At 39.3% G+C, this 12,405-nt stretch carries 10 protein-coding genes; 9 read left to right on the forward strand and 1 reads right to left on the reverse strand.

Annotated features, from left to right (window positions below):
* The first annotated feature begins 47 nt into the window (after nt 1–47).
* The 4 genes from B9A58_RS09065 to B9A58_RS09080 all read left to right on the forward strand — a co-directional run bounded on the left by B9A58_RS09065 (nt 48) and on the right by B9A58_RS09080 (nt 4,430).
* Nucleotides 48–1,064: a TerC family protein gene (locus tag B9A58_RS09065; protein ID WP_084372511.1), complete on the forward strand. Its 1,017-nt coding sequence runs from the start codon at nt 48–50 to the stop codon at nt 1,062–1,064.
* Between the two features lie 60 nt (nt 1,065–1,124).
* Nucleotides 1,125–1,610 carry a hypothetical protein gene (locus tag B9A58_RS09070; RefSeq protein ID WP_084372513.1) on the forward strand — a complete coding sequence of 162 codons (486 nt, stop codon included), beginning with the start codon at nt 1,125–1,127 and terminating at the stop codon, nt 1,608–1,610.
* A 53-nt stretch (nt 1,611–1,663) separates the two neighbouring features.
* Complete coding sequence (locus B9A58_RS09075; RefSeq protein ID WP_084373192.1) at nt 1,664–3,652, forward strand: CHU_0125 family OmpA-like outer membrane integrity protein; 1,989 nt, start codon at nt 1,664–1,666, stop codon at nt 3,650–3,652.
* 352 nt (nt 3,653–4,004) lie between these two features.
* A complete protein-coding gene (locus B9A58_RS09080) occupies nt 4,005–4,430 on the forward strand; it encodes a DUF1987 domain-containing protein (protein ID WP_084372515.1) in 426 nt (141 codons plus the stop codon).
* 484 nt (nt 4,431–4,914) lie between these two features.
* On the opposite strand, the gene radA is transcribed toward B9A58_RS09080, so the two are convergent.
* Entirely contained in the window at nt 4,915–6,288 is a 1,374-nt protein-coding gene (gene radA, locus B9A58_RS09085; RefSeq protein WP_084372517.1) for a DNA repair protein RadA, read from the reverse strand.
* 154 nt (nt 6,289–6,442) lie between these two features.
* On the opposite strand from radA, the gene B9A58_RS09090 reads away from it, so the two are divergent.
* The 5 genes from B9A58_RS09090 to purE all read left to right on the forward strand — a co-directional run bounded on the left by B9A58_RS09090 (nt 6,443) and on the right by purE (nt 12,277).
* A complete protein-coding gene (locus B9A58_RS09090; RefSeq protein ID WP_084372519.1) occupies nt 6,443–6,661 on the forward strand; it encodes a FeoA family protein in 219 nt (72 codons plus the stop codon).
* A 6-nt stretch (nt 6,662–6,667) separates the two neighbouring features.
* Nucleotides 6,668–8,779 (forward strand): ferrous iron transport protein B, encoded by a 2,112-nt coding sequence (gene feoB / locus B9A58_RS09095; RefSeq protein WP_084372521.1) that lies wholly within the window; start codon nt 6,668–6,670, stop codon nt 8,777–8,779.
* A 16-nt stretch (nt 8,780–8,795) separates the two neighbouring features.
* Nucleotides 8,796–10,592 (forward strand): MutS-related protein, encoded by a 1,797-nt coding sequence (locus B9A58_RS09100; protein WP_176214735.1) that lies wholly within the window; start codon nt 8,796–8,798, stop codon nt 10,590–10,592.
* A gap of 63 nt (nt 10,593–10,655) precedes the next feature.
* Nucleotides 10,656–11,792, forward strand: a complete 1,137-nt coding sequence (locus B9A58_RS09105) for a 5-(carboxyamino)imidazole ribonucleotide synthase (RefSeq protein ID WP_084372525.1) — start codon at nt 10,656–10,658, stop codon at nt 11,790–11,792.
* 2 nt (nt 11,793–11,794) lie between these two features.
* Complete coding sequence (gene purE, locus B9A58_RS09110) at nt 11,795–12,277, forward strand: 5-(carboxyamino)imidazole ribonucleotide mutase (protein WP_084372527.1); 483 nt, start codon at nt 11,795–11,797, stop codon at nt 12,275–12,277.
* The last annotated feature ends 128 nt before the right edge of the window (nt 12,278–12,405 follow it).

Consider the following 12,405-nt stretch of genomic DNA (forward strand, 5'->3'; position numbering starts at 1 on the left):
AAATTATCAATTAACAAGAGTAAAAAACCACCAAGATAAACATATCCATGATTCTCAATTTGTTTTCGGGCACTAACGAAGGCCTGCTGTTCGGCGTCTTCGGAATTGTGATCATTCTCTTTCTTGCCATTGATCTAGGCCTTGTGCATAAAGGACCTGCCAAGATCACTCAGAAAGATGCGTTGTTGCAGACCATATTTTGGGTCATAGTTTCATGTATTTTCGGTGGTCTCATCTACTTTTTTGGTGGTGGTGCAGACGACGCACTAGAGTACTTCTCAGCCTACGTTACCGAAAAGGCACTTTCTGTCGATAATATATTCGTAATCCTTTTGATTTTAAGATATTTCAAGATCAAAGATGAATACTATCACGACATTTTATTTTGGGGTATTTTAGGTGCCATTATTTTTAGGGCCATATTTATATTCTTAGGCGCATTGCTTATTGGTGAGTTTCATTGGATACTATACATATTCGGAGTGTTCTTAGTTTACTCAGGTATCAAAATCTTCAATGAGGATGATGATATGGAAATAGAACCGGAAAAAAATATACTCACCAGATGGGCAAAAAAAATACTTCCGATCTCTACTGATGACAGAGGTGGGCGATTTGCTTTTGTTGAAAAAGGCAAACTTTGGTTTACCCCACTATTTCTTGTCATCCTATTGATTGAGTCTACTGACTTAATATTTGCTGTAGACTCTATCCCTGCCGCTTTTGCGATTACTCAAAACGAGTTTGTTATCTACACCTCGAATATTTTTGCTGTGATGGGTCTACGTGCTATGTTCTTCTTATTGGCCAATATTTTAGATCGTTTCTACCTATTGCAAAAGGGGCTTTCTATTGTGCTCATCTTTATAGGTGTAAAAATGCTCATGGAAATGAGTATCGTTCAACAAGGCTTTCAAATGGCTTTTGGCATCGAACACGCACATATTCCAATCATTTGGTCATTTATTGTGATCATGGTCGCCCTTACTTTATCCATCATACTTTCCATTATGTTTCCTCAAGAAGAAGAAATCGTTGAACCTGTGGAAACCACAAAAAATTAATTGCCATAATCATTACTTTTGAGTTCTAATTTTCGTTAGCCACTTATAAAAGTTAATGCTATGTACATTCCATTTGATGAAATGGTTGATACCTCAAGGGTTTGGATTTATCAAGCCAACAGACACTTGTCATCCTCAGACCAGGCACTTATTGATATAAGGTGTAATGCTTTTTTACAGCAATGGGCTGCTCATGGACAATCTTTGAAAAGTTCCTTTCAGGTCATTCATGATAAATTTTTGATTATCAGTGTTGATGAGTCCTTTAATCAGGCGAGTGGCTGTTCTATAGATGCTTCTGTTGCCTTGATCAAAAACCTAGAACAAGAACTTGACATCAATTTCTTTGATCGAACACAGGTTTGTTTTTTGATAAACGATGAAATTGTGGAAATACCTATGACTAAAATCAAGTCACAAGTAGAAAGTGGCACCATCCAATCAGATACACTGACCTTCAATCACTTAGTCACAGACATCAAATCTTTCAACACAGACTGGAAAGTAGCAGCAAAAAACAGTTGGTTGAAACGCTATTTCCAGTAAGGGACGTATATTAGGAATGTGTTTTATCTTTAGATAAATAATAAATGGATGCTATGACCCAGCTAAGTAAATTTTTCAGCTTCTTTCTTATCACGGCACTTGTTTCTTGCAGTGCCTCCAAAAAAGCTAACAAAAGCTTTGAGGCTGGGGAATATAGTGATGCGATCTATCAGTATGAGAAATCCCTAAAACCTGGCGATCCGGAGTCCAATTTTCAACTGGCTGAAGCCTATCGAAAATCCAATAGAATCCAAGAGGCAGAGCCTTATTACCTAGCGGCAGTAGATGCAGGCATTGATAATGAAAGTGCTTATTATTATTATGCTGTAGCCCTAAAAGCTAATGATGATCTTAAAAGGGCAAACAAAGTGCTCGAAGACTATTTAAAAAAAGGTCAAGATGATGCCATAATGGCTTTAGCAGAGAGAGAACTAAACAACCTCGATAAACTACCCGAAATTGAAACTCGAGTCAATTATTTCAGAGTAAAGAACCTTGAAGCAATCAATACTGAATTTGCAGAATATTCCCCCTTCTACCATGCTGGCAAACTCTACTTCACCTCCAACAGACATGGCGGTAAAATATATAAGGGGACAGGCACGCCATTTACGGATATTTATGTAGTCAATACACGTGGGGCAAATGTAGACCTGGCTACTCTTGAAGAATTGAGTCCTGTCGTCAACGAGCCCAACGTAAACCTTGGATCTATTACCATTTCTGGAGATGGTAATACCATCATCTTCGCAAAAGGTAATTCAGGAAAATCTACAGGAGCAAGCGAAGTCAACTTGTATTTTACGCGCTATAGAAATGGTAATTGGCAGACTCCTCGTCCATTGAGCGTCAATGGACAAGACACATGGGATTCAACACCTGCGATAAGCCCTGACGGAAAGACACTCTATTTTTCCTCCAACCGAGAAGGCGGATTCGGCGGGTTAGATATCTATACAGCCTCCCTCAATCGACGAGGAAGATGGGTAGATGTAAGAAATATGGGTGAAAATATCAATACGCCTGGAAACGAAATATTTCCTTATGCTGGAGGTACAGGCAAACTATATTTCTCATCAGATGGATGGCCTGGATTTGGTGGCCTTGACATCTTTGAAGCGACAAGAGCCGGCGGTCAAGTAAAACTGGAAAATTTAGGTGCTCCCATCAACTCTAATGCTGATGATTTTGGTCTATACCTTTTCAATCCTTCCAGAGGATTTTTCACATCAAACAGAAAAGGGGGCAAAGGTGATGATGATATTTACACCTTCGTAAACGACGACCCCGAACTTCGTATTGTAAACTACTGGCTATCTGGCACTACACTGACACGTGATGAGAATAACGAACTAGTACCACTCTCCAATACCAAAGTGGTACTTCGAGATATGAAAGATAATATCATTGATGAAAAATTTACTCAGGTAGATGGTAAATACAGATTCAGGGTTTACTCTGAAGAAGAGTACAATTTGGTTGCAGAAAAAGAAGAATACTTTACTACTCGAATTGATTTCTCCACGATAGGAAAATCAGCAGATAAAGCCTCTCTTGAAAAGATGATTACCAATGTTGAATTTGAAGTAGACCTTCCGCTGGATCAAATTGTAGTTGACAAACCAATCGTGCTTAATAATATCTACTATGACCTAAACAAAGCTGACATTAAACCAGAAGCAGCAGAAGAACTTGACAAGTTGGTGACATTGATGCAAGATAATCCTAGTATCAATATTGAATTAAGCTCTCATACGGATGTAAGATCGAGCCATGATTACAATATGAATCTGTCTCAAAGAAGGGCTCAGAGCGCTGTGAATTACATTGCCTCACAAGGCATTGAGGGTCGGAGAATGATTGCAAAAGGGTATGGAGAAACCAAACTAATCATCCAGAACGCCACTACAGAAAAGCAACATCAGGTAAACAGGCGCACAGAATTCAAGGTTACCAAGTACAATAAAAAGTTTGCGCAAAAGCACGCTGAGGATTATGACGAATCCGATAGGTTTTTTGACGATGTTGAAGACTCACAGTAATTACCAATTTTGTACTTAGGGGATTTACCTAACTATCTAGTCAAATCAACTCCCACGTGCTGATTGCATAAAATATTGGATAAATATTTCGCCTTTTGCCCTATTTTTTTTGCCAATTCTGGTCATTATCGTACCTTTTAAGGAGAGAACTCAATTTTTAGGAGAATCCTGTATTCCATTTTTTTTGAAAACAGTTGATCTTTGATGTTGAATTCAATCATTATCAACCAGCTAAACACCAGAACTTGTTTGAGTTCACTTTCTTGTAAAGAATAAAAGTGGTTAGTGAATTTTTAAAATCCCAGAGTCTAACGACATCTGACAATGCGCTAAGTGCATAAATTTGCAAATTATGAAAGGTTTTTTTATCAGGGCTACTAGAGTGACACCATCGATTTACTTCGATCCCATAAAAGGGTTGCTAGACATAAGAGGCAAATCCAGCCCTGAAAATCCATTGGTCTTTTATAGATACATCAATGACTCCATAGACCATTTTGGAAAAACGGACAAGGCGGCCATCACACTCAATGCAGCTTTTGAATATTTCAATACGAGCTCATCCAAGTGTATCTATATAATTTTCAAAAAATTGAACGACCTCAAAATTGAGAGAGGTAAAGAAATCCACATCAACTGGTACTATGAGGAAGGTGATGAAGACATGCTAGAAGCTGGCGAGGATTTGAGCTCCTTTTTTAATTACGAGTTTAACTATGTTGAAATTCCAGAGATAAAGATTCTGGGAGAGATGAAAGAAGAATCATCTGAGAATTAAGGTCTCATTTTCATGATAAGAAATTTAAAATCTCACGGAAGCCGTGAGATTTTTTTGTTTTAGAGCCTGTATTCATACTTAATGCTAAAATCGAGCGCAAAAATTCAACCCTTCAATACCATTCGTTCATCGATCATCAGCTTTTAGTCATCTAAAAGATGAGCGCTTAAGCGTAAATAATTGGTTTTAAGTATTGATAATAGAAACAAACTGACAAACTTTGTTTCGTATAATTGATTCTACTAATAATAATATTTATCAAAAATTACAGTTATATAAGTCAATTAAATATTTTAATAATCCTATAAGATTACAGCTATGGATAGAGAATCTAAATATTTATTGCTCTACTTTATTGGACTGGTTTTACTAGCTATCATCAGTTAATAAGTGAAAGATTTACCGCTATGGTAAGAACTTCGGGGTGATCATTGATTGCCTCGATTCCTGAGCTGTCCCGCACCTTTCGGTGCGGGATATTTTTTTAGGAAGATAGCTTCTTGAATACTTCGGCTATATTTTGCACCAGCACAACCTCAATCTTGAAATTGGAAGCTTCCACAGTTTTAGAATTGTTCTTAGAAACAAAAATTTTCTTAAAACCTAACTTCTCTGCCTCTGAGATTCTACTCTCTATTCGATTGACAGCTCGTACCTCTCCTCCCAGTCCAATCTCTCCGGCAAAGCAAATGTCAGAGCTCACCACTTTTTCTTCGTATGAAGACACAATTGAAACAGCAATACTCAAATCCAACGCCGGGTCATCAATCTTCAGGCCACCCGCGATATTGAGAAAGACATCCTGATTGCCCAGCCTAAGTCCTCCTCTTTTTTCCAAGACGGCCAGCAACATATTCAATCTTTTCGAATCGTAGCCCGTGGTGCTCCTTTGTGGCGTACCGTATGCGGAGGCACTGACCAGCGCTTGAGTCTCGATCAGCAATGGCCGATTCCCTTCTATGGATGCACCAATGGTCACACCACTGAGTTCACTGTCTTTGTGAGCAATCAGAATCTCTGAAGGATTAGACACCTGACGCATGCCCGTACCAGACATCTCATATATTCCCAGCTCAGACGTAGACCCAAACCTATTTTTGATTGTGCGTAGAATACGATAGCTCAAATGCCTGTCGCCTTCAAATTGAAGCACTGTATCCACCATGTGCTCCAATACTTTTGGCCCAGCAATAGTTCCTTCCTTAGTAATATGGCCTATTAGAAACACTGGCACATTTGAGGTCTTTGCAAACTGAAGCAACTCTGACGTACATTCTCTCACTTGGCTTACACTACCAGCCGAACTATCCACCTTAGATGAGAACAAAGTTTGAATAGAATCAATAATTAATATTTCTGGATCAATTTGTTTGATCTGCTGAAAGATGTTATTGAGTGATGTTTCGGAAAGCAACAGACAATTGGCAGATTTCGCCTGCATTCGCTCGGCGCGCATTTTTATCTGCTGAGGACTCTCTTCACCAGACACGTACAATATTTTTTTGTCTGGCAACCCCAAAGCTACCTGAAGGAACAAAGTAGATTTTCCAATGCCAGGTTCACCACCAATAAGAACCAGAGAGCCTGGTACGATACCCCCACCTAGCACCCTGTTTAATTCACCATCTGTGGTTTTAAATCTGACACTATCTTCGGCTTTAATTTCTTGAATTGAAACTGCTTGGTTAGGTCTTGCATTTTTCTCTCCTTCTGTCCATATTTTAGTGTTACTCGTAGGTTGGGACACGACCTCTTCTACATAAGAATTCCATTCCTGGCAAGAGGGACACTTACCAATCCATTTGGGAGACTGAGCCCCACAGTTTTGACAAAAAAAAGTTGTTTTAGTTTTGGCCATTTGACGCAATAATTTTAAGCGACAATTTAAGTTGAATTTTAAAAACAAAAAGGCTTTTGAGTCTAATGACTTTTCTCATAAAATTAGACTTGCTGGCTAAAGCCAAATCACATAGTTTTGCTCTTATTTTTAATAATTCTAAATAAGGGAGTTCATGCGATCAGTAGCTCAGCTCAAGCCTGGAGAAAAAGGCATAGTAAACAATTTCACCAACGAATACATCTCTTTGAAATTATTAGAAATGGGCGTATTGCCCGGAACAGAAGTGGAAATGAAATTTGCAGCACCTCTGGGTGACCCGATCTGCATCCGTGTTTCAGGATATGATTTATCACTTAGACTAGAAGAGGCCGCCACCATCACTTTATCCTGATCATCCATGAGTAATACTTCGATAAATGTAGCCCTTGTCGGCAATCCTAATGCCGGCAAAACTTCAATTTTCAATCTGCTTACAGGAATGAACCAAAAGGTGGGTAATTTTCCAGGGGTCACTATGGACAAAGTCAGTGGTACCTTTCGTGAAAATGGCACTGTCGCCAATGTGATTGATTTGCCTGGCACCTACAGCATCTATCCTCGCTCTATGGACGAACGCGTAGTGTTCGATGTTCTTAGCGATAAAGAAGCTCATGATTTCCCAAACAAAATTGTGGTCATAGCTGACGCATCAAATCTCGAAAGGAACCTACTCCTCTTTTCTGAGATTCAAGATTTAGGACTACCTACTGTGCTGGTCTTATCCATGCTTGATGTGGCGAACAGAAGCGGTTTAAATATTGACCTTCGCGCATTAGAAGAAGAGTTTAGCACTACAGTACTGACCATCAATGGACGGACAGGAGAAGGTGTCAAGGAGCTGAAATCTGCGCTTCTGGAAGACATACCAGGCACCACAGAACTGTTTTACAACATCAATGAATTGTCTCCTGAGATCATTCCTGTAATTAAGGAAAAATTTGATCTCCACAATGACTACGTGGCTTATCAATATGCGCAACAGACTTACAGCAAAACATTCTTATCGAATGATGAAAAGAAATTTATTGCAGACAAAAAAGTAGAATTCAATTTCTGTGACCGCCAATTTCAAACTACAGAAACTGTAGAACGCTACAAGATAATTCGTGAGAAGCTTGCCCGAATAATTACTAAAACTGACTTGGAAACTACGGCGAGTCGCAATCAAAAAATTGACAAAATACTGACTCACAAAATTTATGGCTACCTCATATTTTTTGTTGTCCTTTTTGCCTTATTCCAGTCTATTTTTGCCTGGGCTGAACCTTTTATGGACTACATAGATTTTGGATTTGCGAAGTTAAGTAGCTGGGCAAAAACCTATTTACCCGCTGGAGTACTCACAGATTTAATAGCCGAAGGTATCATACCAGGCCTTGGTGGCGTGGTGATTTTCATCCCCCAAATTGCTCTGCTCTTCTGTTTCATTGCCATCCTAGAAGAGTCTGGCTATATGGCACGTGTTGTTTTTCTTATGGACAAAATCATGCGTAAGTTCGGACTGAATGGAAAAAGTGTGGTTCCACTTATTTCTGGAGTTGCTTGTGCTATCCCAGCCATCATGGCTGCAAGAAACATTGAAAGTTGGAAAGATAGGATAATCACCATTTTCGTGACCCCTTTCATGAGCTGCTCAGCTCGACTACCTGTGTATGCGATACTCATTGCGCTTGTGATTCCAAACGAATATGTCTTTGGCTTCCTAAGCGTACAAGGCCTCACCCTGATGGCGCTGTATCTTATTGGTTTTTTTGGAGCAATATTTTCAGCCCTGTTGATGAAAAAAATCCTAAAGGTGAAAGAGCAAAGCTATTTCATCATGGAACTGCCTATATACAGATGGCCCAAATGGAAAAATGTCTGGATTACTATTTTCTCTAAAAGCAAGACATTCGTCTTTGAAGCGGGTAAAATAATCTTAGCCATATCAGTCATTCTTTGGGTGCTGGCTTCTTATGGGCCTGGCAATAATTTCAATCAAGCCTCACAAATTGTATCTAATGCATACCCAGACTTAAATAAATCGTCACAAGAGTTTGAAGACCTGGTGAGCGCTCAGAAGCTGGAATACTCTTATGCAGGAGTACTGGGCAAATCCATCGAACCCGCCATTCGACCCCTTGGTTATGATTGGAAAATAGGTATAGCGCTCATTACTTCGTTTGCGGCGAGAGAAGTATTTGTAGGTACAATAGCCACTATCTACAGCGTGGGATCTGATGCTGAAGATGAAACAACTATAAAAGACAAGCTGAGGGCAGAAATCAACCCCTATACAGGTCAACCCATGTACTCAATTGCCTTGGGTGTATCCTTGATGCTATTCTATGCGTTTGCCATGCAATGTATGAGCACGCTTGCCGTGGTCTACAGAGAAACCAAGTCCTGGAAATGGCCAGTTCTCCAGTTGATATATATGTCAGCTGTTGCTTATATATTCGCGCTTATAGCTTATCAATTGCTCAAATAGAGATATGTCACAAAACATGACGAATATTTATAAAACACGTCTTTTAGATTTACAAAGGAAGTCTCAAGGGCTTGAGCAAAAGGCAAATAGTCTCTCATGGATCAGAGTCCTGACCTTCATTGTCTTTATAGTAGGTGTGATCTACTTTGCCAATGTCAGAGAAGTACAAAATATGCTCCTGTGTTTTGTTGCGTTAGTACCAATATTTGGATTAATAGTCAGAAAGCACAATAAGGCCAAATTTTCTCTTGCCCAGCATCAACATTTAATCACCATTAATGAAAACGAGCTCAAAAGGGTTGTTGGTGACTTTTCAGGATTGGATAGTGGCGTTGAACACCTAGATGCACACCATAATTATGCACCTGACCTAGACCTGTTTGGTTCAAATTCTTTATTCCAATTGCTGGTCAGAAGTCGACTTTCTGGAACCACAGCCATTCTTAAAAATTGGCTACTCAATAAGTCCTCAAAGACAGAAATTGAGGAAAGACAATCCGCCATAAAAGAACTAAGCCAGAGCGTAGATTGGCGACAAAATCTTACTGCGTATGGTTATCACGGTGACCAGCAAACTCAGAAATATGAAAATGTAGTCGTCTCTCTGATCCACTGGCTGGACAAAAATCTAGGTTCCATGGATAAACCAATTTGGAAAATCCTTCGTTTTCTCATGCCCATCCTATCTGGAGGTATCATCCTTGGAATCAATGCATTTGATTTACCCTATCAATGGATTTACTTACCCATTATGATCAACCTCGCCTTACTCTCTATCATCTTCCGGCCACTAATGGAGATCACTAAGGAGTTTGGAAACATTGCTGATTTTCTAAAGGGGTACGAAAATGTAATTGTCAAAATAGAAGCTCAAAGTTTCGAAACACCTTTGCTCATTCGCCTTCATGATCAGCTGAAAACAAGCAAAAGCAGTGCTTCACAAGCTATTAGAACTCTTCGAAGGATATTAATGTTCTTGCTCAATCGTTCCAATTTCCTCTATCTCCCTTTTAATCTGCTTTTTCTTTTGGATGTCAATTGGTTGATAATGGCGATTCAATGGAAAAAGAAAAACATAAACAAAGTTCAAAATTGGTTTGATGCAGTTCATCAAATTGATGCCTTGAATGATTTGGGTTCCTACGCCTTCTCTAATCCAGATTTTGTTTTTCCTACAGTATCGAGCAATAGCCATTTTCTAGTCACTGAAGCAATGACTCACCCGCTAATCAAACCCAAGCAAAGAATCAGTAACAATTTCGAACTGAATGAAAAAGGCACGCTAGGTCTCATCACTGGATCTAACATGTCAGGGAAAAGCACCTTTTTGCGTACCCTGGGAGTCAACCTCGTCCTTGCGCAAATGGGAGCCCCTGTTTGTGCTCAGAAGTTTGAATTTTCCTTAGTTCAAATTTTCACAAGTATGCGTACCCAAGACAATTTGGAAGAAAATGTAAGCTCGTTCTACGCAGAACTGCAAAGACTAAAAAATCTGCTTGAATTATTGCATAGTGATGAATCCGTTTTCTATATGCTAGATGAAATTTTAAAAGGCACCAATTCTGAGGACAGACATAAAGGGGCACTTTCGTTGATTGATCAATTGATCAATCAGAACTGTAGAGGGCTGGTCTCCACTCATGACATCCAATTGTCAACTTTATCAAATGAACAATCCAACATTCAAAATATGAGTTTCAACAGTACTATCGTAAATGATGAAATCATATTTGATTACAAACTATCTCTCACACCCTGCAAAAGTTTCAATGCGAGCAAGCTGATGGAGAAGATGGGAATCATCAAAAAATAAGATTCCTTTCAAGGATTGAACTGCCCTGTTTAGCTTTGCGCCAATCATAAACAAAAAAGTTAGATGAGTTTTGATCCCAACGTAAAAATAGGTGTACTGGGTGGTGGCCAATTAGGTCGTATGATGATCCAATCTGCCATAGATTTGAATCTTGAAATCAAATCCATGGATCCTGACCCAAATGCACCATGCAAATCCTTAGCGACAGAATTCATTAATGGAGATATTCGCGATTTTAATCAAGTGATGGCCTTTGGCGGAACCTGTGATATTATTACAGTTGAAATTGAGAATGTAAACATTGAAGCTCTAGAGGCACTAGAAAAACTTGGAAAGAAGGTGTATCCTCAACCACACGCTTTGAGAACGATTAAGGACAAGGGCATTCAAAAGCAGTTTTATCTGGATCATGGCATACCAACTTCAGAATTTGTACTGACTCATTCATTTGAAGACATTCATAAAAATACGCATCTACTCCCAGGTGTCCACAAATTGAGGACTGAAGGATACGATGGTAGAGGCGTACAGGTCATTAAAACTGAAGACGATATTGACAAAGGCTTTGATAAACCATCTTTGATTGAGAAATTCGTCGATTATGACAAGGAAATCTCAGTGATTGTCGCCAGAAACGCCACAGGAGAAATGACCACTTATCCTGTGGTAGAACTAGAATATCACCCCGAAGCCAATCTTGTAGAGTTTCTGTTTGCTCCATCTAGCTTGTCGGAGGACATCAGAATAGAAGCTAGAGAATTGGCGAAAAAAGTAATCTCCTCACTGAATATGGTTGGACTGTTGGCTGTTGAAATGTTTGCCACTAAAGACGGCCAGGTCATAGTAAATGAATGTGCTCCTCGGACGCATAACAGTGGCCATCAAACTATTGAGGGCAATGTAACCTCTCAGTTTGAGCAACACCTCAGAGCAATCTTAAATCTCCCACTAGGAGATACTTCTATAAAGGGCGCCTCAGTTATGATCAATTTACTAGGTGAAGAAGGGTTCACAGGAACCGCCAAATATGAAGGATTGGATGAAGCCTTGCAGATTGAGGGCCTTCATGTACATTTGTATGGAAAAAAAATAACAAAACCATTTAGGAAAATGGGCCATGTGACATTGGTTGGGGATGATTTAGACGATCTAAAAACCATTGCACGTTCAGTAAAGGAATCAATTAAAATTACAGCATAAAAATGAAGCCACTAGTAGGAATAATCATGGGAAGCAAAAGCGACCTAAACATTATGAATCAGGCAGCAGAAGTTCTTGATCAATTGGGCGTTGCGTATGAGCTGACTATTGTATCTGCACATCGTACACCACATAGAATGGTGGATTATGCTGAGACCGCAAGGTCTAAAGGCCTAAAGGTGATCATAGCAGGTGCTGGTGGCGCTGCTCATTTACCAGGGATGGTTGCATCTATCACTACTTTGCCAGTCATTGGTGTACCTGTAAAATCAAGTAATTCAATAGACGGCTGGGATTCTGTTCTTTCCATTCTTCAGATGCCAGGGGGTGTTCCTGTAGCAACAGTTGCACTTGATGGAGCAAAAAATGCTGGTATACTAGCTGCGCAAATCATTGGTAGTCATGATGAAGCCGTTGCGGACAAATTAGTACAATACAAAGTTGAAATGCGGAAAAAAGTAGAAGAATCCATCCGCTCATTATAAAATCTCTTCATATTTTTGAAAATGAAACAATAAAGCTGATCTTAACCGTTTAGCTTTTAGTATTTCTAGAATTAGAAATATTAGTATATTGCCATTCAGCGTGGCAAAAAGTGTAGAATAAATAAAAT

It is taken from the genome of Reichenbachiella faecimaris (assembly GCF_900176375.1).
Classification (GTDB): Bacteria; Bacteroidota; Bacteroidia; order Cytophagales; family Cyclobacteriaceae; genus Reichenbachiella; species Reichenbachiella faecimaris.

Excerpts from the sequence above, each read along its gene's own strand:
- feoB (WP_084372521.1), top strand. The coding sequence starts at position 6,668 with ATGAGTAATACTTCGATAAATGTAGCCCTTGTCGGCAATCCTAATGCC.
- B9A58_RS09080 (WP_084372515.1), top strand. The coding sequence starts at position 4,005 with ATGAAAGGTTTTTTTATCAGGGCTACTAGAGTGACACCATCGATTTAC.
- radA (WP_084372517.1), bottom strand. The coding sequence starts at position 6,288 with ATGGCCAAAACTAAAACAACTTTTTTTTGTCAAAACTGTGGGGCTCAG.
- purE (WP_084372527.1), top strand. The coding sequence starts at position 11,795 with ATGAAGCCACTAGTAGGAATAATCATGGGAAGCAAAAGCGACCTAAAC.
- B9A58_RS09100 (WP_176214735.1), top strand. The coding sequence starts at position 8,796 with ATGACGAATATTTATAAAACACGTCTTTTAGATTTACAAAGGAAGTCT.
- B9A58_RS09070 (WP_084372513.1), top strand. The coding sequence starts at position 1,125 with ATGTACATTCCATTTGATGAAATGGTTGATACCTCAAGGGTTTGGATT.
- B9A58_RS09105 (WP_084372525.1), top strand. The coding sequence starts at position 10,656 with ATGAGTTTTGATCCCAACGTAAAAATAGGTGTACTGGGTGGTGGCCAA.
- B9A58_RS09090 (WP_084372519.1), top strand. The coding sequence starts at position 6,443 with ATGCGATCAGTAGCTCAGCTCAAGCCTGGAGAAAAAGGCATAGTAAAC.
- B9A58_RS09065 (WP_084372511.1), top strand. The coding sequence starts at position 48 with ATGATTCTCAATTTGTTTTCGGGCACTAACGAAGGCCTGCTGTTCGGC.
- B9A58_RS09075 (WP_084373192.1), top strand. The coding sequence starts at position 1,664 with ATGACCCAGCTAAGTAAATTTTTCAGCTTCTTTCTTATCACGGCACTT.